At 72.1% G+C, this 24044-nt stretch carries 21 protein-coding genes and 1 pseudogene; 9 read left to right on the forward strand and 13 right to left on the reverse strand.

What is annotated here, in order from left to right:
- Nucleotides 1-24: 24 nt before the first annotated feature.
- Nucleotides 25-813 (forward strand): citryl-CoA lyase, encoded by a 789-nt coding sequence (locus E1300_RS09130; RefSeq protein ID WP_131756445.1) that lies wholly within the window; start codon nt 25-27, stop codon nt 811-813.
- A gap of 44 nt (nt 814-857) precedes the next feature.
- On the opposite strand, the gene E1300_RS09135 is transcribed toward E1300_RS09130, so the two are convergent.
- The 6 genes and pseudogenes from E1300_RS09135 to E1300_RS09155 form a co-directional block, all read right to left on the reverse strand.
- Nucleotides 858-3650, reverse strand: a complete 2793-nt coding sequence (locus E1300_RS09135; RefSeq protein WP_131756446.1) for a bifunctional YncE family protein/alkaline phosphatase family protein — start codon at nt 3648-3650, stop codon at nt 858-860.
- A gap of 2 nt (nt 3651-3652) precedes the next feature.
- The gene (locus tag E1300_RS09140; RefSeq protein ID WP_131756447.1) at nt 3653-5008 is read right to left on the reverse strand and encodes an ABC transporter permease; all 1356 of its coding nucleotides are present in this window, start codon (nt 5006-5008) and stop codon (nt 3653-3655) included.
- On the reverse strand, nt 5005-5772 hold the full coding sequence (locus E1300_RS52295; protein WP_278045349.1) for an ATP-binding cassette domain-containing protein: 768 nt from the start codon (nt 5770-5772) through the stop codon (nt 5005-5007). Before E1300_RS52295 ends, E1300_RS09140 begins: the two co-directional genes overlap by 4 nt.
- Before the next feature lie 28 nt (nt 5773-5800).
- Nucleotides 5801-6007, reverse strand: a pseudogene (locus E1300_RS53345) (ATP-binding cassette domain-containing protein); the annotation flags it as partial.
- A 154-nt stretch (nt 6008-6161) separates the two neighbouring features.
- Nucleotides 6162-7148, reverse strand: a complete 987-nt coding sequence (locus tag E1300_RS09150) for an asparaginase (RefSeq protein WP_131756448.1) — start codon at nt 7146-7148, stop codon at nt 6162-6164.
- The gene (locus E1300_RS09155; RefSeq protein WP_131756449.1) at nt 7148-8575 is read right to left on the reverse strand and encodes a purine-cytosine permease family protein; all 1428 of its coding nucleotides are present in this window, start codon (nt 8573-8575) and stop codon (nt 7148-7150) included. Before E1300_RS09155 ends, E1300_RS09150 begins: the two co-directional genes overlap by 1 nt.
- Nucleotides 8576-8677: 102 nt before the next feature.
- On the opposite strand from E1300_RS09155, the gene E1300_RS09160 reads away from it, so the two are divergent.
- Nucleotides 8678-10234 (forward strand): PucR family transcriptional regulator, encoded by a 1557-nt coding sequence (locus E1300_RS09160; protein ID WP_131756450.1) that lies wholly within the window; start codon nt 8678-8680, stop codon nt 10232-10234.
- Nucleotides 10235-10260: 26 nt separating this feature from the next.
- Here the strand turns inward: E1300_RS09160 and E1300_RS09165 are convergent, their stop codons facing one another.
- The 6 genes from E1300_RS09165 to E1300_RS09190 all read right to left on the reverse strand — a co-directional run bounded on the left by E1300_RS09165 (nt 10261) and on the right by E1300_RS09190 (nt 16022).
- Nucleotides 10261-11151 (reverse strand): polysaccharide deacetylase family protein, encoded by an 891-nt coding sequence (locus tag E1300_RS09165; RefSeq protein WP_131756451.1) that lies wholly within the window; start codon nt 11149-11151, stop codon nt 10261-10263.
- A 42-nt stretch (nt 11152-11193) separates the two neighbouring features.
- The gene (locus E1300_RS09170; protein WP_131756452.1) at nt 11194-12321 is read right to left on the reverse strand and encodes an oxidoreductase; all 1128 of its coding nucleotides are present in this window, start codon (nt 12319-12321) and stop codon (nt 11194-11196) included.
- 41 nt (nt 12322-12362) lie between these two features.
- Nucleotides 12363-12959, reverse strand: a complete 597-nt coding sequence (locus E1300_RS09175) for a DUF1989 domain-containing protein (RefSeq protein ID WP_131756453.1) — start codon at nt 12957-12959, stop codon at nt 12363-12365.
- A gap of 142 nt (nt 12960-13101) precedes the next feature.
- Nucleotides 13102-13410, reverse strand: a complete 309-nt coding sequence (locus tag E1300_RS09180; RefSeq protein WP_131756454.1) for a hypothetical protein — start codon at nt 13408-13410, stop codon at nt 13102-13104.
- Between the two features lie 347 nt (nt 13411-13757).
- A complete protein-coding gene (locus E1300_RS09185; protein ID WP_131756455.1) occupies nt 13758-14492 on the reverse strand; it encodes a class I SAM-dependent methyltransferase in 735 nt (244 codons plus the stop codon).
- A 165-nt stretch (nt 14493-14657) separates the two neighbouring features.
- Nucleotides 14658-16022: an alpha/beta hydrolase gene (locus E1300_RS09190; RefSeq protein ID WP_131756456.1), complete on the reverse strand. Its 1365-nt coding sequence runs from the start codon at nt 16020-16022 to the stop codon at nt 14658-14660.
- A 316-nt stretch (nt 16023-16338) separates the two neighbouring features.
- On the opposite strand from E1300_RS09190, the gene E1300_RS09195 reads away from it, so the two are divergent.
- From E1300_RS09195 to E1300_RS09215, 6 genes are all read left to right on the forward strand, one after another.
- On the forward strand, nt 16339-16869 hold the full coding sequence (locus E1300_RS09195; protein ID WP_131756457.1) for a hypothetical protein: 531 nt from the start codon (nt 16339-16341) through the stop codon (nt 16867-16869).
- A gap of 144 nt (nt 16870-17013) precedes the next feature.
- On the forward strand, nt 17014-17382 hold the full coding sequence (locus tag E1300_RS09200; protein WP_131756458.1) for a DUF427 domain-containing protein: 369 nt from the start codon (nt 17014-17016) through the stop codon (nt 17380-17382).
- 213 nt (nt 17383-17595) lie between these two features.
- Complete coding sequence (locus E1300_RS49920) at nt 17596-17769, forward strand: hypothetical protein (RefSeq protein ID WP_165502753.1); 174 nt, start codon at nt 17596-17598, stop codon at nt 17767-17769.
- 283 nt (nt 17770-18052) lie between these two features.
- Nucleotides 18053-18502 carry a hypothetical protein gene (locus E1300_RS09205; protein WP_131756459.1) on the forward strand — a complete coding sequence of 150 codons (450 nt, stop codon included), beginning with the start codon at nt 18053-18055 and terminating at the stop codon, nt 18500-18502.
- A gap of 158 nt (nt 18503-18660) precedes the next feature.
- Nucleotides 18661-19371, forward strand: a complete 711-nt coding sequence (locus E1300_RS09210; protein ID WP_131756460.1) for a hypothetical protein — start codon at nt 18661-18663, stop codon at nt 19369-19371.
- A 411-nt stretch (nt 19372-19782) separates the two neighbouring features.
- Nucleotides 19783-21381: a S1 family peptidase gene (locus E1300_RS09215; protein WP_165502754.1), complete on the forward strand. Its 1599-nt coding sequence runs from the start codon at nt 19783-19785 to the stop codon at nt 21379-21381.
- Nucleotides 21382-21559: 178 nt separating this feature from the next.
- Here the strand turns inward: E1300_RS09215 and E1300_RS09220 are convergent, their stop codons facing one another.
- On the reverse strand, nt 21560-22825 hold the full coding sequence (locus tag E1300_RS09220) for a M24 family metallopeptidase (RefSeq protein ID WP_207399572.1): 1266 nt from the start codon (nt 22823-22825) through the stop codon (nt 21560-21562).
- 86 nt (nt 22826-22911) lie between these two features.
- Between E1300_RS09220 and E1300_RS09225 the strand changes: the two genes are divergently transcribed.
- Nucleotides 22912-24044, forward strand: a 1133-nt coding sequence (locus tag E1300_RS09225) for an AAA family ATPase (RefSeq protein ID WP_131756462.1), incomplete at its 3' end; no start/stop codon positions are given.

Consider the following 24044-nt stretch of genomic DNA (forward strand, 5'->3'; position numbering starts at 1 on the left):
GACCGCCGAGCGCAGGAGGCTCCCATGACCGACATCGACCCCACGGGCACCGTCGCGCAGTGGTGGACGACCGCCATCTCCCGCATGGAGCCCGGCGTCATCGAACTGCGCGGCCGCCCCGTCCAGGACCTCATCGGCACCACCGGCCTCACGTCCATGATCTGGCTGATGCTGCGCGGCGACCTCCCCTCCGCCCGCCAGGCCGCCCTGCTCGACGCCGCCCTCGTCGCCGCCGTCGACCACGGCCCGCAGGCCCCGTCCATCGCCATCGCCCGCATGGCCGCGACCTGCGGCGTCGGCCTGAACGGCGCCGTCGCCAGCGCCGTCAACACCCTCGGCGACTCCCACGGCGGAGCCGGCGAGCAGTGCGTCGCGCTCCTGGACGACATCCTGCGGCGCGAGGCCGGCGGCCTCGACCTGCGCACGGCGGCCGAGCAGGCCGTCGCCGCCGGGCCCCGCTACCTGCCGGGCTTCGGCCACCGCTTCCACCCCCGCGACCCCCGCCGCGACCCGCTGCTCGGCCTGGTCGAGGACGCCGTCCGCGACGGCGTCGTCCCCGGAAACCACCTCCGCGCCGGCAAGTGCGTCGAAGCCCTCCTCGCCGAGGGCCGCGCCGAGCCGATCCCGATGAACATCGACGGCGCCACCGCCATCATCTACGCCGAACTCGGCTTCCCCGCCCCGCTCGCCCGCGGCCTGTTCGTCCTCAGCCGCAGCATCGGCATCCTCGCCCACGCCTGGGAGGAGTCCCAGAGCGGCCTGCGCAACAAGGGCCCCATCCCCCGCACCATCCTCCCCGCCCACCACGCGTGACGCTGAGCCGTCGGCGCGGCGACGTCATCCTGTTCTGGTGCGGGTCAGCCGTCCGAGTCCGGTGCGGGCAGGTAGCGGCCGGGGACCTCGGCGGGCGTGAGGATCGTCTTTTCGCCCGGGTAGGGCGTCCTGTACCCGTGCGTCTCGTACCAGGTGTAGTGGTCCATCTGGTCGGGGTTGGCGGTGTCGGGCTTCGGGTTCTGGTTGTTGCGGTGCTGCTGCGCGTTCCAGGACGTCCACAGGCTCGCGATGTTCTTCATGGCGGCCGGCACCGGCGGTGTCGGCGACTGGGCCGGTGCCAGCGAGGCCTTGGTCGTCGGGACGGTGTCGTCGCCGCAGGGCGGCGGGGTCTTGAGCCCGTAGGTCAGCGGGACGCGGTTCGGGACGGTGGTGAACGGCGTGTAGTCCGGGCGTCCGGTGAAGGCGGTGTACATCGGGGTGGCGGCGCTGTCCTTCTGGTTCATCGGCCGGACCCCGAGGATCTGCTCGATGGTGCGGACGACGGTGATCTGCGTGTAGTAGCGGCTGTCGACGGTGCCGTGCCGGGCCCAGGGGCTGATGACCTGGACCGGTCCGCGGGCGCCGTCGACGTGGTCGACGCCGTTCTGGGTGTCGTCCTCGATGACGAAGATCGCGGAGTTCTTCCAGTACCCGCTGTGCGAGATGTGGTCGACGATCCTGCCGACGGCGAGGTCGTTGTCGGCGACCTGGGCGATCGGGTTCGGCGGGCCGCCGGTGTGGTCGCTGGACAGCCAGAACATGTTCAGGGCGGCCGGTCCTTCGGCGTCGAAGTGGCGCTTCCAGATCTCGTAGCGGTAGATGTCGGGGATGTCGAGGTCGTACTTGGGATAGTCGTGCGCCGTGACGCTGTTCAGCGACGGGATGGGCGAGGACGAGTCGGTCCTGATGCCGGTGTCCTGGCCGGTGGCCGCCATGTTCCTGGCGTCGCAGTAGAACTGCTGCCATGTCGCGCCGGCGGGCTTGGTCTCGAACTGGAGGAACTCGCCGTAGTTCTTGACGGTGCCGCCGGCCGCCTGGACGCCGCTCCAGAGGGTGCCGGAGCGCTGGTGGCCGAGCGCGTCGTCCTCGGTGTCGTAGCTGCGCTCGTACTCGCCGGCGGTCGACTCGGTGTATTCGGGATTGTCGGACTGCATCAGCCAGTTGTGGCCCTCGGCGGAGTTGGTGCCGACGTCGTAGGTGTTGTCGTAGAGGCCGAACTGCCGGGCCAGGGCGTGCTGGTTCGGCGTCGCGTCCTCGCCGAACTGCGCCTTGGCCGGATCGCCGTTGCCGCGCGGGTCGTCGCCGAGCACCTGGTCGTAGGTGCGGTTCTCCTTGACGATCAGGAAGACGTGCTTGATGGTCGACGGGTCGCCGAGCCGCAGCGGGACCGGGACGGGCCTCGCGTGGCCGCCGGTGCGCAGGCCGATAAGGGACGTGAGGTCCCAGCCGTTCTGCTGGAACACCTGGACGGTGCGGGCCCGGATCACGCGGTCGTCCGGGAGCGCGAAGCGCAGCAGGGTGCCGGTCGAGTCGTGGGTGTTGTGGCCGGTCGCCGGGGTGGTGCCGGGGCCCTTGTCGATGGTGCGTTCGGGGCCGCGCTCGCCGATGCCGCGCAGATTGGTGACGATCACCTTCCCGCCGACCGTCGTGACGTTCTCGGGGAAGTAGTCGGTCGGCAGCAGGCCGACGTAGCCGACCGGGTCCTTGGGGGTGCGGTACCGGTAGACGGCGAGGGCGTTGGCGCGGCCGAGGGTGACCAGCAGGCGGCCGTCGTCGGTGAGCGTGATCCCGTCGGGCTCGTACCCGACCTTGGCGCCCGGCCAGGGCTGGGTCGTGATGGTCTGGACGACGGTGTCCTTGGCGGTGTCGATGATCGAGACGGTGTCGCTGCCGGTGTTGGCGACGAACAGCGCGCCGTTCCGGGCGTGCAGCGCGGTCGGGTGCAGGCCGACGCCGATGGACCTGACCGGGGCTGCGGCGTCGGCGACGTCGATGACGCTGACCGTGCCGGTGGTGGCGGCGCCGGTCCGCGGGTCGGCGGGGACCTGGGTGCCGTAGGAGTTGAGCGTCGGCTCGCCGTCCTTCGCGGGGCGTCCGCCCTCGTTGCCAACGTAGAGCTTGCCGCCGACGAGGGCGAGGTCGCGCGGGGCGGTCCCGACGGTCCAGCTCTGCTTGATCGTCCCGGTCGCCGGGTCCAGGGCCACGACGCGGTTCTGGCCGTTGACGGCGGTGTAGAGGACGGTGCCGTCCGGGGAGAACACGGCCTGGGCGGGCAGCGGGTGCTTCGTCCCGTCGACGGGGAGCGAGACGAACGTCGGCGCGCTGAGGGTGCCGTCGTCGTTGACCGGGAAGCGGCTGAAGCCGTTGATCTGCGGCATCCAGAGCGTCCTGCCGTCGGGCGAGTAGGTCGGCCCCTCCTGCCCCACGTTGTTGTTGCCGATCTTCAGTGCGGCGTCCGCGGCGGTGCCGGCCTGCTGAATGATCTTGTAGTTCGCCAGGTCGACGATCGTCAGGGCGATGGACCGGTCGGTGGTCAGCGCCGCCAGGTGGCGGCCGTCCGGGCTGACGGTGGAGGACAGCAGCTTGCCGTTGTTGACGAGCAGGCGGTCCCCGACCGGCTTGCCGAACTGGTCGCTGGCCAGCAGGGTGCCGAGGGCGGTGGTGTCGCCGACCTTGTGCGTGCCGAACGCGTTCGTCGACGCGTAGGCGGTGCCCGCGCCGGCGAGGGCGAGGGCCGCGGTTCCGGCCGCGACGATGCGGACCCGCCGGTTCGCGAGGTGGCGGAAGACTCCGGAGCGGTTCTCGGCGGCGCTCCTGCGCCGGCGCGTGACCTGCATGATCAACCCTTTCGAGCGCTGGCGAGCAGGTCGATGTTGCCGTCGAACTGCCACAGGGGGTTGGGTGCGTCCCCGGACGGTGTGCGCACCTGGAAGTAGCCGTTGACCTCCTTCGGTCCGTCACCGTCGGCGACGTACCGTCCGTCCGGGGTGATGTCGAGCTGGTAGATGGCGCTGCCCGCGGACGTCACGCCGGGCAGGCGCCACGTCACGACGCACCGCCAGTCGTTGCCCGGTCCCTTGTCGGCGACGCGGCCGCCGCCCTTGTCGCAGGACGCGGCGGCCCGCAGCTGCGCCTCGGTGACGGCGGGCCGGTGCAGCTCAGCCGTCTGGAGCCGGTACAGGTGCGCGAACGAGGTGGCCAGGGAGTCCTGCACCTTCGTCCGGACGACTCCCGACCCGTCCGCCGGGGTCGCGGCGCCGAGCACCACGACCGTGAGGACGGCGACGCCCGCCAGCGGCAGCACGCCCGCCGTGAGGACGCGGCGACCCGAACCGTCGTAGGCGACGTCGGTGAAGTCGCGGCGCACGAACAGCCGGTAGGCCAGCGCGGTCGCGGCGACCGCCCAGACCGCGGTGACCGCGAGGCCGATCAGGACGGGCCCCGCCTGCGCCGGGTCGGTGAACAGCCCGCGCCAGGCGAGGAAGGCGTGGCTCGGCAGCGCCATCCGCACGGCCACGGGCAGCGGCAGCAGCTGCGCGAGCTGGAGGACGAACGCGAGGAGCGCCGGCATCAGCAGCCCCATCGGCGAGCGGCCGAGGGCCACCGAGCCGAGCAGCCCGACCGCCGCGAACGCCAGCGTCGGCGCCAGCACGCAGAGCCAGGCGAGCAGGACCGTCGCGGCCGCGTCCGCCGGGACGATCGCGTGGCCGTCCAGCCCGGCGAGCGGCCGGTTCCCGGCCACGGCCAGGCCGCCGGCGATGCTCGACGCGGCCAGCCCGGCCAGCAGCACGAGGATCACGGTGAGGCTGGCGAGGGCCTTCGCCACGAAGATCCGCCGCGGGGAGCGGACCGCCACCAGCAGGTGCCGCCAGGTGCCGAGCCGGTCCTCGACGGCGAACACGTCCCCGGCGACCAGCGCGGTCAGCAGCGGCAGCGCCCAGGTGGACGAGAAGCTCAGCACCACCAGCGACCCGGCCCAGCCCGTCGCGTGCATCCACCGTCCGAACACCGTGTCGGCCGGCAGCGCGCTCTGCACGCTCACCGCGGCCACGAACGCCGCGGGAGCGATCCAGCACACCGCGAGCAGCAGCCGGATCCGCCACTGGGACAGCAGCTTGACCAGCTCGAACCGGTATCCGCGCGAGATGGGCGCCGGCCGGGCCTCGGCCTGCGAGGACGCGGTGGTGGTGGTCATCGTCCGTCCTCCTCACCGGTCTTGCCGGTCTCGGCAGGCCCGGTTCCGGTCAGGGCCAGGAACGCCGCCTCCAGCGGCGGTACCACGGGCGCCAGTTCGCGCAGCGCCACCCCCGCCCCGACCAGCCGCACCACCAGCTCGTCGAGGGCCGGTACCGGCCCCCGGACGACCAGCGCGTCGGGATCCGGCCGCAGACCCGGGCCGCGGTCGCGCACGACGCGCAGGCCCGGTGTCTCCGCCGCGACCTCGCGGGCGGTCTCGGGCGCGGAGGTGAGCACCCGGTAGTCGAGCTCGCCGCTCTCGGCGGCGAGCTTGCTCACCGGCCCGGAGAAGACGACCCGTCCGGTGGCGAGGATGGTGACCTCGGAGCACAGCGCCGCCAGGTCGTCCATCCGATGGCTGGACATGACGACCGCGGTCCCCTCCGCGGCCAGGTCAGTGAGGACTCGGTGCACGTGGCGCGTCCCGGCGGGGTCCAGGCCGTTGGCGGGCTCGTCGATGGCGAGCAGCCGCGGCCTGGTGAGCAGCGCGGCGGCCAGTCCGAGCCGCTGCCGCATCCCCAGCGAGAAGCCCCGGACCCGATCGCCGGCGACATCGGTGAGCCCCACCTGGTCCAGCGCGTCCTCGATCACGGCGGCGTGCCGGGAGCCGTGCCCCCGCAGCGAGGCCAGCGCGGAGAGGTTCTGCCGGGCCGTGAGCGAGGGGTACAGGCCGGGCCGTGAGCGAGGGGTACAGGCCGGGCCCGTCGACGAAGCCCGCGACACCGTCGGGGACGGCGAGCCTCCGCCCGACCGGCGCGCCGAAGAGCTCAAGGGTGCCGGCGTCGGCGACCGCCAGGCCCAGCAGCAGTCCAAGGAGCGTCGTCTTGCCCGCGCCGTTCGGCCCGACCAGGCCGTGGACCTGACCGCTCGCGACCTCCAGATCGACCCCGTCGAGCGCCACCACATCGCCGAAGGTCTTGGTGATCCCCCGGGCCCGAACCGCAGTGCCGGAACGCATGCCGGTCCTCCTACTCCGCCGCCGAAGGACCCTAATGATCTCAAGGGGCGCCAACGGGTCGAGCGTCCGAACGCCCGGCGAACGCTCCCCGTCCCCAAGGTTCACCGGCACCTTGCCGCACAGGCCGTAACAGCCTCCGCCGGACGGACCGCCGCTACGAGCGGATGCCCGAGGCCGCTGGCAGGTGCGGCCGCAACCGGGCCAGGGCGCGTCCCGTGTCGGCCTCGGCGGCGAGCGCCGCCATGAGGAGGAGCCGGGCCTTGGGGGCGCCGAGGGATCCGGCGAAGACCGCGCCGGCCTTGGCGAGGTCGGCGCCCCCGCCCGCTCCGTAGACGGGGACCGCGGGCCCTTCCGCGCAGCGCGACGTGACAAGGACGGGAATGTCCTCGTCGAGGCAGGCTTCGACTTCGCGGAGGACGCCGGGTGTGGGATTGCCCGTGCCGAGTGCCTGGAGCACCAGCCCGCGGGCGCCCGCCGCCCGGCACGCCGCGATCTGCACGCCGTCGGCGTCCAGGTACACGGGCACGATGTCGACCCGCGCGTCCAGCGCGCCCAGCTCGGTGAGCCGGAACCCGTCCGGACGGGCGGGCCTGCCGATCGTCTCGACCCGGTCGTCCCGGACGAGCGCGACCGGGCCGCGCCCCGGCGAGGCGAACGCCGCCAGGTCGAGCGTGTGCGCCTTGGTGGCGTACCGGGCGGCGTGGACCTGCCCGGCCATCGTGATGAGGGCGCCCATGCCGCGGGTCGCGGAGGCGGCGGCGACGCGCACGGCGTCGGCGATGTTGCGCGGGCCGTCGGCGTCCGGTGCCGCGGCGTGCCGCTGGGCGCCGGTGAAGACCACGGTGCGCCCGGGCGGCAGGACGAGGTCGAGCAGGTAGGCCGTCTCCTCCATGGTGTCGGTGCCGTGGGTGACGACGACGCCGTCCACGCCGGGGTCGTCCAGTTCGGTGAGGATCCGGCGGGCGAGGCGGAGGACGTCGGCGCGGGTGAGGTTGAAGCTGTGCGCCAGCATGACCTCGCGGACCTGCACGGCCGGGGCGGACACGACCAGCGTGGACCCTGGAACCGCCACCTGGACGTCCCCTCGCGGGGATGGACGCGAGGCGATGGTGCCCCCGGTGGTCAGGACGGTGACCGCCATCAGGACACCGCCTCGACCGCGACCGCCTCCCCGGACGTGGCGCGCCGCCGTGCCCGCAGTGCCAGGGCGTAGTGCAGCCCGCCCGCGACCAGGCCGCCCGACAGCCAGGAGAAGTCGGTGTCGCCCAGCGCCCGCGCCACCGGGCCCTGGAGTGCCGGCACCATGCCGAACTGCCATGCCCACGCGGCCAGGAGCCCCAGGGCGAGGCTGGCCAGCGCCCTGCCGTCGGCGCCGCCGCGGCGGTAGAGGGCGGCCACGTCGATCCGGCCGCGGCGCAGGACGAAGAAGTCGACCAGGACGATGGCGGCCCAGGGGCTGATCCAGACCAGGATCGACGCCATCCAGTTGTCGAACGCCCGGGCGAAGCTGTCGGCCTGGAGGAACACCGCCAGGACGAGCGAGGCCACCGTCCCGGCCGCCAGCGTCACCTTCCACCGGGCGATCCGGATGCCGACCGACAGCGCCGCCAGCGAGCAGGAGTACAGGTTGAGGATGTTGGTCGCCACCGGCCCGTGCATGATCAGCAGCAGGACGGGCACGGCCATCGCCCCGAACGTGCCGGTCACGAGGCTGGAGGGGTCGCTGCCGCCGCCCGCGCTGGCCAGGTAGGCGCCGAGCGCCGCCAGCCACACCGTCGGGACGTACATGCCGAGGGCGGTGGACCAGAACACCGACCGCTCGGAGGCACCGGTGCGGACGAAGCGGCTGTAGTCGGCCGAGTACGGCAGCCAGGTGATGCCCCAGCCGATGCCGATGGCGGTGAGGAGCTGGGTGACGGCGGTGACCCGGTCGCCGGTGGTGGTGGCGGTGGCGGTCGTCCAGTGCGCGTCGGCCTGCCCGAGCGCCAGCACGGTCATGACCGCCATCACCAGCACCGTGGCCGGGACGGTGTACTTCTCGAACGTGCGGATGGCGTAGAACCCGTAGAGCGCCAGGGCCAGCTGGACCGCCATGATGAGCCCGGCCACCAGGTACTTCAGGCCGTTGCCGCCGTGCACCCCCATCCGCCCGAGGATCTCGATGACCAGGTCCAGGACCACCCAGGTGTTGACCCCGACCCAGCCCATGGTGAGCAGCCCCTGCACCAGGCCGGGCACGAGGGCGCCGCGCCGTCCGAAGGGCCCGCGTCCGAGGACCATCTGGTTGACGCCGGTGCGGTGGCCCATCACGTTGAACAGGCCGAAGAGCGCGCAGCCGACCACGTTGCCGAGGGCGATGACCACGAGGGTCTCCACCAGGCTCAGGCCGAGGGTGACGCCGAGCGCGCCGAGCACCCAGTTGATCGGCGCGATGTTGGCCCCGCACCAGATCCAGAACTGCTGCCAGGGCGTGGAGTCGCGCCGGGAGCCGGGGATGGGCTCGATGCCGTGCTCGTCGAAGCGGACCGCGTCGGTGGGTGGGCGGTGTGCCGGATCGTTGATGGACATGGTTCCTCCGTCCGTGATGCGCACCACAGTCGCATCCGCCGCAGCCGTTTCGAAGTAGAGGAACCTCTATCGATTACCGTCTCGACTGTATAGATTCACACCATGGTCACTCTGCGGTCGCTGCTGGCGGACGACGCGCTGGAGCTGCGGCTCCTCGTCGCGGGGCCGCCGGGGGCGCTGGACGAACCGGTCGCCTGGGTGCACAACACCGAGCTGCCCGACCCGTCGCGGTACCTGCGTCCACGCGAACTGGTGCTGACGAACGGCCTGTGGGACGACCGGACGACGGCCGCCGCGTTCGTCGCCGCCGTCGGGCGGGCCGAGGCGTCGGGCATCGTGTTCGGCCGGCGGCCGGAGCGTCCCGCCACGCCGGACGAGCTGATCGACGCCTGCGCGCAGGCCGCGATGCCGCTGCTGGAGATCTCCGCGGCGGTACCCTTCACCGCGGTCTCCCAGGCGGTGGCCGCCCGCTACACCGAGGAGCGCCAGGACGCGCTCGTCGGCATGGTCCGCCGGGGCGAGGCCCTGGCGACCGCGATCTCCCACGGGGCGGGCGCGTCCGGGGTGCTCCAGGTGCTGCGCCGCGACCACGAGCTGCCGCTGGCGGTGATCGACCGGATGGGCCGCCCGCTCGCGCTCGCCGGGGCCGACCTGGACGCCGGGCACCTGCGCGCGGTGGCCGCGGGCCTGGCCCGCCGCCCGCCGCCGCTCGAACTGGACCTCGGCGCCGCGGGGAAGGCCGCGCTGTACCTGGTCGGCGCGGTCGGCGAGGCGGACGCCGCGCTCGTCTGCCTGCGCCCGGTGGGCGAGCTCACCCGCCTCGAACGGGACGCGCTGGAGCAGGCGGCGCGCTTCCTCAGCCTGGAGGTCGCGAAGAAGCAGGCGATGCAGGCGATCGAGCAGCGGTTCGCCGGCGAGCTGCTGGAGATGGTGCTGTCGGGCGGCAGCCGCGCGGCGGAGGTGCCCGGCCGGCTGCGCGCGTTCGGGGTGGACGCCGAAGGGCCGCTGGCGGTGTGGGCGCTGGCGTTCACCGGCGCCGACGCCACCCTCCCCGGGCTGGCCGAGGCCGCCGGCGACTTCTTCGCCTCCGCGGGCGTCCCGGTGGTGGCGGCGGGCGGATCGCAGGATGTCGTGGCCGTGCTGTCGTGGCGGCGCGGCGAGGACGACTCGGTGCCCCTGGCCGAACGGCTCGTCTCGGCCGTGGCCGACCGCTTCCCCGGCCGCCGTCCCGTGGTGGGGCTGGGCGGGGTCGTCCACGGGCTGGAGGGGCTGCGCGAATCCCTGGTCCGGTCGCGCGAGGCGTGCCGGACCCTGCGGCGGGGACGCGCGGGACGCGCCGTCCAGACGTTCGCCGAGCTGGGCGCTCACCGGCTGCTGCTGAGCATGCAGGACGCCGCCGCCCTGCGGACCCTCGCCGACGGCGTGCTCGCCCCGCTGCGCGACCACGACGCCGGGCGGGGCGGCGAGCTGGAGAGCACCCTGCGCGCGTTCCTCGACCACGACGGGCACTGGTCCGCCACCGCCGAGGCCCTGCACGTCCACGTCAACACGCTCCGCAACCGGCTCGCCAAGGTCACCGAGCTGACCGGCCGCGACGTGACCCGCACCGCCGACCGCGTCGACCTGTTCCTGGCCCTCCAGGCCTCCGACATGGAGTGACCGCGCCGCCCGCCGCCGTCCGGGCGTCAGTCCGGGTGGACGTCGGGGTCCACTCGGGGCCGGCGGTGCGGGCGCGGCCGGACCCCGGGGTCGGCGAGGGCCGCGTCGGCGACGTCCCGGCAGCGGGCGAACGCGACGTCCCCGCACTCACGGGCGTACTCGATGAACTGCCGCAGGGCCAGCGCGCGGCCGGGGCGCCCCGACAGGAACGGGTGCACGCACAGGTTGAACAGGCACCCGTAGGCGCGCATCCCGTCCAGCTCGGCGCGCCACAGCTCCAGCACCTTGCGCGGCGACTCGATCACCGCGCCGATGTTCGGTTCCGGGAGGTAGGCGTACTGCTCCCAGTCGTCCAGCGACCAGTGCACCGGCAGCTCGACGATCTCCCCCCGCGCCGTCCCGACCCGGTACGGCCGGTCGTCGCCCATGAGGGACGAGTCGTAGCGCAGCCCGTACTCGGCCACCAGCTCCGTCGTCAGCCAGGACGCCTCCCACAGTGCCGCGCGGAACCCGGTGATCTCGATGCCCTGCCCGGCGAACACCTCCAGGGCCCGCACGAAGTCCGCGCGCTCCTCCTGCGGGCTCATCGACACCGGCGGCCGGTGCGCGTAGGAGTGGTGCGCCACCTCGTGGCCGCGCTCGACGATCGAGGCGGCCAGCCCGGGGCGGCGCTCGGCCACCCAGCCCGGCACGAAGAACGTCGCCGGCACCTGCGTCTCCTCCAGCAGGTCCAGGATGCGGGGCAGGCCCACGTCCGGCCCGTAGGACTGGTGCGACATCGTGCTCGCGTGCCGAGCGTAGCGTCCGCCGTGGGCGAGGATCGGCGCCTCCGCGTCCACGTCGAAGGTCAGCGTGACCACGGCCGCCGCGCCGCCACGCCAGCTTCCGGCCCCGCCTCGGGCAACGTCCGCGTCCATGCGTCAACTCCGTATCTCTCGCCCCGACCGCGCCGGCGTCCCTCAGACCGGCGCGTCGACCGCCCGCCGCCGGCGGACGTTCTCCAAGGTGACCGTCGGCTCCAGAAGAGTACGGTCGAAGTCCTCCAGCTCCCTCCCCTCGGCCAGCCGACGCGGCAGGTCGGGGTTGACCAGGGCGCCCCGGGCCACCGACACCAGATCGGCGTGGCCGTCCCGCAGGACCTGCCCCGACAGCCCGGCGTCGTGCATCCCGCCGTTCGCGATCACCGGGAGCCCCGTCACGCGGCGGGCCAGGCCGGTGATGGTGAGCCCGCCGTCCAGCAGCGCGGTGTCCAGCCAGTTGCGGCCCTCGCTGGCGAGGTGCAGGTACGTCGCGCCCGCGTCGGCCAGGGCGGCGAAGATCACCTCACCGTCGTGGACGCCGCCGGGCCAGCGGTACTCGAAGTCGTTCACCTTCGTCTGCGACAGCCGCACCCCGACGCAGAAGTCCGGCCCCACCTCGGCGCGGATCGCCTCGACGACCTGCGCCGTCAGCCGCACCCGGTGGGCGACCGGCCCGCCGTACTCGTCCCGCCGCAGGTTGGTGTAGTCGGTGAGGAACTGGTCGAGCAGATAGCCGTTGGCGGCGTGAACCTCCACGCCGTCGAACCCGGCGTCCCGGGCGTTCACCGCCGAGGCGACGAACCCGGCCACGGCTTCCTCGATGTCCGCCGGCCCCATCTCCCCGGGCACCGGCCAAGGACCCTCCCCGCCGTACTCGGGCATCTGCACACCGCGCGGCCGCACCGCCGACGGCCCGATCGTGGACGAGCGGTACCGGTTGCCCTGCGACAGCGCGCCCGCGTGCATCAGCTGCGCCACGAACACCGCACCGGCGTCGTGCACGCCCTGGACGACATCGCGCCACGCCTCCGCGTGCCGCCCCGACACCAGTCCCGGCTGGTTGAGGTAGCCCTGGCTGTAGGCGGCGTCGGTGTAGATCCCCTCGGTGATGACCAGCCCGAACCCGCCCCGCGCGAACTCGGCGTAGTAGGCGGCCATGTCCGGCGTCGGCGTGCCGTCCGGCTCGGCCGACACCCGGGTCATCGGGGCCACGGCCAGCCGGTTGGCCGTCCGCAGACCCCCGACGCGTCCCGGCAGCAGCACCGGGTGATCCTCACGAGCACTCATCTCGGTCCTCTCCTCACTGGTTCACAGCGTCCGCACCGGCGTCACAGCACGTCGATCGCCAACGGCGTCGGCCGGTCGTTGTTGATGCCGACCTGGTCCTGCGGGCACGCCGACAGCACGACGACGCAGTCCATGGCCGCTTCGAAGGTGATCGAGTCCCCGGCCCGGGTCTCGGCCGGCAGCCACAGCAGCCGCCCCGACTCCTGGACGGGAATCCGCATGAACACGTTGACCGGCTGCGGCGTGACGTCGACCTCCAGCCCCAGCCCGGCCAGCGCGCGATCCAGGTTCTCGGCGCACGACCGGTGCCCCGGCACCCCGAGGGCCGCGTAGCGCGCCGGATCGCAGGCGGCGATCAGCATGTCGTGCGACCCCGGCGAGGAGTCCTCGGCCAGGACCAGGATCGGCCGCCGCCGATCGGTCACGAACGGCTCGCCCACCTCGGGGAACAGCCGGCTCGTCACGCTGCGCGTGTGCGCCGCGCTCAGCCGCTCGCGCGGGTCGTCGGCGGCGAAGGCGAAGAGGTCACCGACCTGCCCGCCCTCCAGATCCACCACGCGCACCCGCCGCCCGGCGGCCACCCGCACCGCCCGCCCTTCTCCGGCGGGCACCACCGTCCGCTCCGTCGTCAGCTCCATGGCACAAGCACACCACTGATTCGATCACCCGAACCATGGAGGTTCCTCCACTATCTGACGCGGACAATGGACGATCATCTATCGGCGTGGACGGCTGCGGCCCTGAACGCCCCGCTCGGCGCACCACCACGCCCGCCTGCCCCTACTGCCCGACTACCCGAACTTGGGGAGCATCTGCTTGTCGACCACCCATTTCAGTGAAGTGCGCGTTGCCCTCCTGAAGCACCCGGATCATTCCGGCCAGGTTGAAGAGGGCGACCGTGACGGGAGGCGAATTGCGGGTGGCGGCCACCCCGTCGGCGACCCCGTACACCGGACAGAAGAGCCGTTTCCCGCGCACTGCTTCGAGCACCGCCTTGGCCGCGGCCACGGCCTCCGCTTTCCCGGGTATCTCAAGGAGGCTCTTCCAATCCGCCTCGGACAGCTGCGGCCTGGGGCGCCGGTAGAACATGCGCTCGAAATTCTGATCCGAACTTCTCCACGTCCACGACGGTGACCGGGATCGTCCTTCCCCCGCTGGTCACGCCGAACGACTTCGACAGATCCTCGCCCAACTGCGGCAACAGCTTCCTCAGCTTCTCCAAGGTCTCGTCCGAGCGGTAGACGATCTGCGCCTGATCGATGATCTTGAGAGCGATGAAGCGCTTGAGGAACTGCAGCGTGGAAGCCTGGTGTCTTCAAGGCTGTCCCACCTCGCGAGTTGGCCAGGCGCGGCCTCCTACCGAGTTCGCGGCGACACCGCAGGGTGGTGAAACCGCTCCTGCCGATGAACCGAGGACGGCCTCCCGGTAGGTGCGTTCAGGGGGTGGTTGGTTTGCGGGCGGTGAGCAGGCGGGTCGGGACCCACGGACTGCCCCACCACGCTCGCCACCCGAGGCTCCGCACGCGGATGTCCTCGGCGTCCAGCCGGGCGAGCACGGCGGCGTACTCGCGGGGGGTCCGCGCCAGGTCGGCGATCAGCAGGCGGCCTCCCGGCCGCAGCACCCGGTACGCCTCGGCGATCGCTCGGGCCCGCACGTCCGCACCGAAGATGGTGTGCACCGTCAGGCTGGACACGACCAGGTCGAAGCTCGCGTCCGCGTACGGGAGTCTGCGCAGGTCACCCCCGTGCACGTACACGCGGTCGGCGACGCCTTCCGCGCGGGCGTTGCGCAGGGTCGCCGCCGGGGTGTTGCCGGACTGGTCCCGTCCGCGCCACAGGTCCACACCGACCGCCCGGCCCCGTGGGAGGTGCCGGGCGGCGGCCAGCAGGACGGCGCCGCGTCCGCAGCCGAGGTCGAGCAGCCGCTCGTCGCCGCGCAGATCCAGCTCGTCCAGCACGTCCCGCCAGACCAGGAACTTGCCGCGCAGCGTGGCGTGCAGGCTCAGGGCCAGGCATCCCGCCAGCAGGGTGCCGGAGACCAGCGCGGGAAGCGCGGCGGCCAGATCGGCGGTGACCGCCATGACCAGGCCGGTCACCCAGAACCCCACCACGACCAAGCCCACAAAGCTGAACCCGTAGGGCGCATCCACCCCGTACCGCGCGCCAGGCATCCCGCCACTCTGCCACGAACCGGCCACTGCGGGCGCCGCCAACGACGCACTGACCACCGCCGAACCGTGCCCCGCCCGAGACTGCTCAAGAACCAACGGCGAGAAACGCACTGTTACGCCGCCGAGCATGTCCGCGCGAGAGCTCGCCCACAGGCGCCCACGACCTCACTGTGGGCCAGGGTGCGGTGCCTGCACGACCAGTCGGGACGGCTTGTACGGGACGAACGCGGGTGTGTCCAGCGACAGGGCCGAGGCGGACTTGTTCAGGGCCGCCGCCGTGGTGGAGGGCCAGTGCCCGGCCTTGATCCGTGCCTCGACGGCCTGGAGTGAGGCCACGTACTCCGAGGCCGAGAAGTTGCAGTGCCCGATGCGCCGCACGTACGCCTGGCGCAGCAGCGACGACCGTCCTGCCGCGCGCACGGTGGCCGCGTACTCGTTCTCCTGCTCGACCGGGACGAGTTGGTCGGCGATCGTGTGGATCGACAGGGTCGGCGCCTTCAGCCGCCCGGTGGGCTGCGAGGTGCGGGTCATCCAGGCCAGCGGTCCCGGTTCGACCTGCTTGGACGCTGCGGCGTCGAGCCGGGCGAGGTCGTCGTGGAGGTTGAGGCCCGCGTCCCGGTAGAGCGCCTTGATCTCGTCCAGGTTGGCCGACGTCCGGAGCAACCGGGCATGGTCGAGGCCTTTGTTCCAGGCGCTGTCCCCGCCCGAGGCGGCGTTGATGGAGGGGCGGGCTCCGAAGGTGAAGGACAGCACGCCGGCGGCGAACCACTGGTACTGCTGGAGCTGCCGTCCGGCGTAGTCGTGGCGGGCGGGCGGGGCGTCGCCGGAGTTCCAGGAGGGCAGGTTGTGGAACGCGGCGGCGAGGGCGATCCGGGCACGGCCGGCGGGGGTGGCCTGCGCGTCCTTGACGGCTTGGGTGAGCTGGGCCCCTGCGAGGGCGCCCTCGCCGGCGTTGGCGTAGTCGGTCAGCTTGATGGTCTGCCCGGGGGCGAGCAGCGTGGCCACGGTGTGCCCGGCGTCGAGCTGGTAGTTGTCGAGGTCCACGCCTCCGGCCACGATCCCGCAGGCATTGAGCGCGCCGTCCACCCGGCCCGTCTCGGCGATCTTCGCGCTGACCAGCCCGCCCATCGACTGCCCGAGCGCGATCGTCAGCCGCGGCCGGCCGATGATCGCCGCGAGGGCGTCCCGGGTGCCGAGCTGGTCCCCGACGGCGCTGCCCAGCGCCCACAGGGAACCGGGCGCGTAGGAGGACCCGGCGAGCGCGTAGCCCCGGTCCAGCAGCGCCTGCCCGGCCGCCTCGCTGGGACGGTCGGCGGCGACGAGCGGTCCGAACCCATGGCTGAACAGCACGAGCCGTCCGTTCCATCGTGCCGGGACGTCCGCGACCCAGGTGGATCCGTCGGCGAGGGTGCCGGTGTAGTGGACGGCGGTCCCGGCGGCGCGGACCGCGCCCGGCGCCGACCCGGCGGCCAGGACCAGGGCGGTGCCCGCGCTCAGGACGGCGGCCGAGCCCTTCCAGAGTCGTCGCATGGCGATCCTTTCCAGCCACGGCCGCCGCCTCGGCGGGGAGACCCGCGGCCGGCGCGTGCTCGGGAACGCCTATGAAGTTAGACATCTTCATGACGACCGTCAACGAACTGCCCACACTGGAACGCTCCGACCTCGTGCCGGCGGTGGCCGTCCACCGGCCGCACGACCAGACAACAAGCCGCGCAGGTCCCACATGGCGACTCCGCCCGACAGCCGCGATACCGAACCGACCACTGGGCTCATCGATCCCGAAGCAAGGCCACCGACACCAAGCCCGGTTTAAGGCGATGATGGTTTCGTGCGTTGCGAGGACGACTTGCTCTGGGAAGCCAACGACCGGAACGGCTGGGGCTTGCGGTGGCTCGGTCATGTCGGAGCAGCGGCCGCCCTCGCAGGCGTCGGTGGCCTGCTCTGGCTGGGCGGGGAGCGGTTCGTCTCCGTCGCGGCGTTGTGCGGAGCGTCGATCTACGCGGCCTGGGTCACCGCCTACTGGCTGCGGGACCGGCGGCGTCTTGCCCGGGTGACCGTGGTCGACGACGGCCCGCGCCGCATCCGCGTGCACCATGTCAGCGGACGGATCACCGACCTCGACCCCGGCCTGGTGAGCGAAGTGCACATCACCCACCGAGGCCACGACTACGACCCCGACGACCCACCACTGCTCGGCCCGGGAGCGGGAACCGCAACGCTGCGGCTGCGGATCGCGGGCCGGCAGTTCACCAGCCGCTGGGCCGGGCTCAACTCCGCAGAACTCGATCAGGTGCAGCAGTCCTGGCGCACCGTCTGCCCGACGGCCGCCATGGACGGCAAACGCATACCGGGCAGGTTCGCGGGCTACTCCTACTGACATCCGAGAACAGCCTTCCGTCAGTTCAGCCACGGGCGTCGCTCACTTCGACGAGCGAATGTTCCCGTCCCAAGCACCGGTGCGCGCTCGCTCACACGAGGTGTCCCGCTGGCGGCCACGGGAGATGTCTGATCGAATCGGTCCATGAAGACACGAGGACATGACATCGCGGTCGCGCCTGTAGCCGATCAGGTCGTGGTGCGGATCAAGGACGTGGTCGTCGCGAACTCGTCCCGGGCGGTCGTGCTCACCGAGACGGGCTGTCCACCTCGGTACTACCTGCCAACGGCGGACGTCCAGATGGACCTGCTGAGGTCGTCGACGGCGACGTCGCACTGCCCGTTCAAGGGCGACGCCGTCTACTGGTCGATCCAGACCGATGACGGCCTCGCCGAGGACGTGGTCTGGTCCTACCCGGATCCGTATCCCAAGGTCGCCGATATCGGCGGACTGCTCGCCTTCTGGACCGAGAAGCCGGGCGTCACCCTGGAGGTGAACAAGCAGCCGACGTAAGCGTCGCGGCTCGCGAAGTAGCCACCTGGTCACCTGGCCGGTGGACGAGTTGCCCTTCGCACAACAAGGACGCGGCACCGGGACTTGACACAAGCGGCGGTCCGGGTCCGCCCGCACATGCCGAGGAGTGCGCTTCGGCGAGGAAGTCTTGTCGAGAATCGTTATCGTCGTCACCGGACCGCTGTTCACGGCGGTGATTGAAGGAACAGCGGATTGTCGGCATGGATCACTGTTCTTCGGACCATTACCGCGGTCGGTTGGGGCGCCGCCATCGTGATCAGCGTCATCCTTTCCCTCATCACCTCCACCGTGATGGTCGGCCTGTTCGCCGGTGAAGCCCGCGGCAAGCGAGCCGAACGCATCCTCGATACTGAGCTTCGTCCCTGATGGCAGCCGACCGGAGCGCGCCTGCTCTGGCCGTCGCGTCCGCCGGTCGCGGGATCCGCGTTTCACCGGTTCGAGTTGTCGGCACCGGCGAGCTCGGATCATGACGTCCCCGTCAGAGTCGTGCGTCCATGAGAGCAACGAAATCGGAGACTGCGGTTCAAAGAAATGCGATCTTGGGGCCGGAGTGCATGATTCACTTCCTCCTGAACGGGACTCTGACCAGCATCGGCCGCACTAAATCTCGAATGCACTTCCATGGCCTCATCAGAACCGGCGATGCTCGTTGTATCCGGCGATCGAGCATCTCGGGGGTGTTGTGGACTGGCTGGCTGCGACCGCGCTCGGCGCCATCGGCGGCGCCGTCGTCGAGGCCGTCGCGCTGTTCGGATTCCTCGCCGCATGGCAGCGCGAACGTCATCGGATCCGTCACCAGAACAGCCTCGCCAAGACCAAAAAGCGGAAGAAGCTGCCTCCCATCACCGTGTTCGTCGATCCTCATGCCGACATCCTGGTGGCTCTCACCCGCATCAGCCTCGGTGCCGTCACCGGCTACCTCTTCCATAAGGAGATCAGGGCCGACGGGATGATGGCCGCCGTCGCCGTCGGAGCCGCGGCTCCCGCCTTACTGCGGCAGGTCGGACGGACCGCGTTCATGCGTCCGGAACTCCAGACGGAAGCGACGACACCCACGGAAAGCGGCGGCCAGGCCACGACGCCACAGGAAGTGACGTGATGAAACGGGCGCCACTACGACACCGCTATTGGGATCGCCTCGCCGGCCCGAAGCCGGTTCCGTCGCCCGTTGACTCGCGGCACCCCACCCCGGGCCGGTATGGACTGTGGACCCGGTATTGGACCTCACTGCTGGGCGTTGATCTACCGTCGACCGCCGTGCGCCCCCGGGTCAGCGAGACGAAGGAAAGCGACCGGAGGATCCTCTTCGATGTACAGGACAAGAGAAGAGCCGAATGGTCCATCAGAACGTCCAGTGTGAGTCAGGGCGTCGGTGCCAGGGTCGGCGTTCGCCGCAGCGCTGCTACGACATCGATCGGCTCCATGAATCAGGCGTTTGCGCCCCACGCTCGCCGCAGAGCACTCACCATGGCCTTCGCCGTCGCGACTCCCTTGATAGTGGCAGCGGTGACGGTTCTTGCGGCACAACTCACGCTGCGAAGTGATCCCGCGGCCGCCCCTCCCGCGCGGTACAGCCGCGTATCCTCCACTCCTCCCGACGTAGGGAACGCGCCACCTGAACTATCGACCCGCTACGAAGGGGTCGGCGTCTTCTCGAACGGAGGCGTGGATCTTGACTCGCTTCCTCCACGCCCGAGCTCAGAAGGTCCCGATATGTCGATATCCCTCGGCTCTCGGACCTTCTCTGCGAGGCTTTGGGCGGACTGGAGGAGGCTGGCCCCGCCCGAAGAAGGGGAGTGCAACCTGATGCTGCGAGCTGAGCCCCTCACTCAGCACGACAGAGGCCGGTTCGCTTTTGGGAGCGCAGCGTGCGTCAGGACCGATGAGAGGCGAACCGCCTACATCGGCAACATGGACATCGTCGCCGGAACCGGCATCATGCACGTGATCGTCTGGAATAACGCCTGATGACAGCGATCCGCGGTACGCGGCGTCAGGTCGTCGTTCGACGGCGGCCGTCGCCGGGTCACGAGGCTTCGCCGCCGTCGACGCCGCGACCGACTCGATGACCGTGCGTCCAGGCAGTGGACGACGGGCGTCACCCGGATCGCGACTCCGCTAGCTGTACTCGGTCATGCTCTTGGTGACGGTCGGGTGATGGGGGGCTGGCCGCCGAGGGCGGTGTGGACTTTTGACGCCGAGGTGGCTTGTTCGACCGGCGGCACCGGTCGGTGCTGCGCACTTAGCACGGGGGATCCTCCCGGGCCAGGGCCTGACGTGACCTGTCCTGGAACGGACACACCGGCACATCTGTCATCCGCGCGGTCCCGGGCGACGAATCCAGGCCGTCCGATGTGTCCGCTCGACTGCGAGGAAACCATGCGAACATCGCCGCTTCGTTCCTCTCTTCCGGCCCTGGTCCTGACGCTGGGCGTGCTGCTCGCGGGGGCGCTGCCGGTCGCCGCACCGGCACGTGCGTCGGCGCCGGACCCCGGCGGTCGCGTGCTGCTGGAACCGGCTCCCGGCGTGGGAGAGCGGGCCGCCCGGTCGACGCCGGCGATGCTCGCGGCCCTCCAGCGGGACCTGAGACTGACGCGCGCTCAGGCGATCACCCGGCTCGGCCGCCAGCACGCCGCCGACGGTGTCGACGCGCGGGCCAGGCGTGCGGCGGGCCGGTACCTCGCGGGCTCGTGGCTGAACCAGGACGGCTCGGCGCTGATGGTCGCCGTCACCGACCCCAAGGCCATGGCCGCCGTGCGTGCCGCGGGTGCCAACCCCACCCTCGTCGCCCACCGTCGCGGTGAGTTGGAGACGGCCCGCCTGAAGCTGCAGGCCCACGCCGGCAAGGTGCCCGGCACCGCCGCCGTGCACGGCTGGCACATCGACCCGGCACGCAACCGGCTCGTGGTCGCGTTCGCCAAGGGCGCGCAGCGGGCCGCCGCCCGATGGGTCGCCGGCGCCGGTGTCGCCGCCGGCCTGGTCGCCTACGAGCAGAGCGCCGGACCGCAGAAGGCGACCGCCGACGTGCTAGGCGGCGACGGCTACAGCAACCGCGTGAACGGACGCGCGTGCACCGCCGGCTTCGGCGTCCGCCCGCTCGCCGTCGCCGACGTGCTCGGCACCAACGGCTTCGTCACCGCGGGCCACTGCCTCGACCGCGGCAACTTCGTCGACCTGAACGGCCTCCTCGGCCAGGGAGCCGGACGCGCCACCCAGTCGTCCTTCCCGCTGCCGCCTCCCGTCACGCCCAGCACGCGGACCTTCGACCGCGCGTTCGTCCAGTTCAATCCCGGCCTCGGCAACCAGGCGCTGCCGCTGGTGCGATCCGACGCCGGAACCGTTCCCGTCCTGGGGTCCAAGGCGGCCAGGGTCGGCGACGTCGTCTGCTCCTTCGGCGCCACCAGCGGGTACCGCTGCGGACCGGTGGTCAGCACCAACGAGAACCTGCTCGTGGAGTTCCGCGACGAGATCCGCGATCTCGGACAGGTGACCGTCCTCGGTCTCAACCAGGCACGGTTCTGCTCCAGCGGCGGCGACTCCGGCGGCCCGGTCATCACCCCGGGCACCGGCCAGGCACAGGGCACCGTCGTGTCCACCACCTGCACCGGTGTCGGCGCCACCACCACCTACCAGCCCATCAACACGACCCAGCTCGGCCTCAACGTACGGCTGCTGACGCCCGGCTCGGCCCCCGCGTCCCCGCCGCCGGTGATCACCGCCTTCTTCTGCGAGTCCTACGGCGACTATGAGTACGCCTCGTACTCCTGCGAGCTCTACTGGGACGGCGGTACCGAGCCCGACCAGGTCCAGGTCAGCTCCAACGGGTCACAGGCCAAGCGCGTCAACGACTTCGACGGCCACTACGTCTTCCTGTCCGGCAAGTGCATCACCTACCAGGACACCTACGTCTCGGTGTCGGTCTTCGACGACCTCGGGCGCCGCGCCGACGGCTACCAGAGTTCCTTCTGCCCACGCTGACACAGTCATGCGCCGAGCGCAGGCGAGCCGGTCGAGCCGAGCCCGCCGGTCGGATCCGAGCACGGTCCACCAGCTACTGCTTGTCCGACGCCGCACCCAGCGGCGCCGGACCAGTTGCTCAGCGGACTCGCTCTCGGGGCACGCGACGGCAGGCGCTCGCGCCGACGATTCCGGACGTCTACCTCTTGCTGTGCAGCAGGGTGGTGGTGAGGGAGTTCAGTTCGTCCGCGCCGTCGGGGCCGACCACGACGGTGCCGCCGAGGTTGGCCAGGCGGCCGTTGATGACGCAGTTCGGCTCGAAGGCGAACGCCATGCCGGGGACCAGCGGCAGATCACTGCCGATGGTGGGCACCTCGCCGATCAGGCCGTACTCCGCCGCCTCCGGCAGGTTGCGCATGCCGCTGCCGAATCCGCAGACGGTGCCGTACGGGTCGAGGCCGTGCACGAGCGGGTGCACGTTCCAGCCGCCCGCCGCCTCCATGGGCTCCTTCATCGCCTCGACGACCTGGCCGAAGGTGTTGCCCGGCCGCAGCGCCTTCAGGCCCGCCTCGTAGGAGGCGCGGGCGACCTCGGCGGCCTGCTCCACGTCGGGATGCACGTCGCCGACGGCGATCGCGACCTGGTGCTGGGACTCGCGCATGCCGTACGAGCAGAACACCTCGGCCAGGATGACGTCGCCGTCCTGGACGACGCGCGGCGCCTGCGGCCGGTAGGACCACGCCGGCGGCCCCCAGCAGGCATAGCCCGGCCCGGACTGGATCAGCATGCCCGGCGCCGCCGCTCCGAGCCGGAACCCGGCGGCCATCCCGGCGGCGTAGACGTCGGCCTCGGTCACGCCCGGCCGCGCCTCGTCCAGCATCGCCCGCGCCATCGCCTCGCCGATGCCCGCGGAGTGCCGCAGCACGGCCAGTTCCTCGCCGGACTGGGCGAGGGTGCGCAGCAGGAAGCTCAGCCACACCGGCTTGAACGTCGCCTGCGGGAGCTGCTCCAGGACGCTCGACCACAGCCCGTACGGCATGATCGGGTTGAAGTGGAACGGCGGGTACGGCTCCAGGCCGATCACGCCGATCGCGGCGCGCTCCAGGCCGTGCTCCTTCAGCACCTCGACCACGCCGGGCGCGTGCTTGGCGACCCGCATGTTCCGCGGCTCCGTCCAGCACGCCTCGCCGCGCCGCCGCGCCTCGACGTGGTCGGCGATGTGCATCGGCGACCAGACGAGCGAGATCGGGTCGGCGTCCCGGGGGAAGACCACGATCGCGCCTGGCCGCTCGTTGGTGAAGTACACGTCCGGCGCGAACGGGGCGGGTCCGCTGGACTCGTGCTCGCCGTACACAACGAGCGCGTCGACCTGCTCGGCGTCCATCAGCTCGCGCGCCAGCGCCCATCGCCGGTCCCGCTCGGTCAGGGAGTAGGTGGGGATCATCGTGGCCTCCTTCGTCGTCACCCGTCCGACGGTAGGAAGCGGCGTGAGCAGAGGAATCGGTCATCTGACTGGGTCGGATACCAGCAGGTCTAGGTATGTTGATCCCCATGCTCTACGGGCGGGCCGCGGAACAGGCCACGATCGAGAGGCTGGTGGCCGCCGCCCGGGACGGGCAGAGCGCGTCGCTGGTCGTGTCCGGCCCGGCCGGAATCGGCAAGTCCGCGCTGCTCGAACACGCGGCGGCGGCCGCGGACGGGCTGCGCGTGATCCGCGCCCAGGGGGTGGAGTTCGAGGCCGAGCTGCCCTTCGCCGGCCTGCACCTGCTGCTCGCGCCCGTCCTCGACCGGATCGGCCGGTTGCCGGAACCGCAGGCCCGCGCGCTGGCCGGCGCGTTCGGCCTCGCCGCCGAGGCGCCGAGCGACCGGTTCCAGGTCGGGCTGGCGGTGCTGTCGCTGCTGGCCGAGCTGGCGGAGGACGGTCCGGTGCTGTGCCTGGCGGACGACGCCCAGTGGTTCGACCGCGCCTCCGTCCAGGCGCTGACCTTCGCGGCGAGGCGGCTGCACCGGGAGGGGGTGCTGCTGCTGTTCGGGGTCAGGGACGGCGGTGTCGCGCCGGAGCCCGCCGGGCTGCCCGCCCTGCGCCTGTGCGGGCTGGACGGGGACGCCGCCGGGGCGCTGCTCGACGCCGGCGCGCCGGGCCTGGCGTCCCGGGTGCGGGCGCGCGTCCTCGCCGAGACCGAGGGCAACCCGCTCGCCCTGATCGAGCTTCCGCGCGCGCTCACCGCCGAGCAGCGGGCCGGGGAGATCCTGCCGCTGTCCTACAACTTCGGCGCGCTGCCGCTGACCGATCGGGTGCGGACCGCCTTCGGCGCGCAGGCGTCGCGGCTCGGTGAACCGGCGGCGACGCTGCTGCTGGTCGCGGCGTGCGAGGAGACCGGTGAGCTCGACGTCGTGCTGCGCGCCGCGCAGTCGCTCGGCGCCGGTCCTGCGGCGCTGGAGGAGGCCGAACGGTCCGGGCTGCTGGTGGCGTCCGGTGCGCTGCTGGCGTTCCGGCATCCGCTGGCGCGGGCCGCCGTCCTGCAGGGCAGCCCGCTGGTCCGCCGGCTCGCCGCGCACGGCGCGCTGGCCGGCGCGCTGGCCGTCTCCGCCCGGCCCGACGCCGGCGACCGGGTGGCGTGGCATCGCGCCCCGGCGGCCACCGCCCCGGCCACTTCCCCCAACGAATCCTCCGCCTCGATGAC

It is taken from the genome of Actinomadura fibrosa (assembly GCF_900659615.1).
In the GTDB taxonomy this organism is placed as follows: domain Bacteria; phylum Actinomycetota; class Actinomycetes; order Streptosporangiales; family Streptosporangiaceae; genus Spirillospora; species Spirillospora fibrosa.

Coding starts and splice junctions, on each gene's coding strand:
- E1300_RS09140 (WP_131756447.1), bottom strand. CDS start 5,008: ATGACCACCACCACCGCGTCCTCGCAGGCCGAGGCCCGGCCGGCGCCC.
- E1300_RS09155 (WP_131756449.1), bottom strand. CDS start 8,575: ATGTCCATCAACGATCCGGCACACCGCCCACCCACCGACGCGGTCCGC.
- E1300_RS09215 (WP_165502754.1), top strand. CDS start 19,783: ATGCGAACATCGCCGCTTCGTTCCTCTCTTCCGGCCCTGGTCCTGACG.
- E1300_RS09130 (WP_131756445.1), top strand. CDS start 25: ATGACCGACATCGACCCCACGGGCACCGTCGCGCAGTGGTGGACGACC.
- E1300_RS09200 (WP_131756458.1), top strand. CDS start 17,014: ATGAAGACACGAGGACATGACATCGCGGTCGCGCCTGTAGCCGATCAG.
- E1300_RS09150 (WP_131756448.1), bottom strand. CDS start 7,148: ATGGCGGTCACCGTCCTGACCACCGGGGGCACCATCGCCTCGCGTCCA.
- E1300_RS09135 (WP_131756446.1), bottom strand. CDS start 3,650: ATGCAGGTCACGCGCCGGCGCAGGAGCGCCGCCGAGAACCGCTCCGGA.
- E1300_RS09170 (WP_131756452.1), bottom strand. CDS start 12,321: ATGAGTGCTCGTGAGGATCACCCGGTGCTGCTGCCGGGACGCGTCGGG.
- E1300_RS09175 (WP_131756453.1), bottom strand. CDS start 12,959: ATGGAGCTGACGACGGAGCGGACGGTGGTGCCCGCCGGAGAAGGGCGG.
- E1300_RS09165 (WP_131756451.1), bottom strand. CDS start 11,151: ATGGACGCGGACGTTGCCCGAGGCGGGGCCGGAAGCTGGCGTGGCGGC.
- E1300_RS09180 (WP_131756454.1), bottom strand. CDS start 13,410: ATGTTCTACCGGCGCCCCAGGCCGCAGCTGTCCGAGGCGGATTGGAAG.
- E1300_RS09190 (WP_131756456.1), bottom strand. CDS start 16,022: ATGCGACGACTCTGGAAGGGCTCGGCCGCCGTCCTGAGCGCGGGCACC.
- E1300_RS09185 (WP_131756455.1), bottom strand. CDS start 14,492: ATGCCTGGCGCGCGGTACGGGGTGGATGCGCCCTACGGGTTCAGCTTT.
- E1300_RS09160 (WP_131756450.1), top strand. CDS start 8,678: ATGGTCACTCTGCGGTCGCTGCTGGCGGACGACGCGCTGGAGCTGCGG.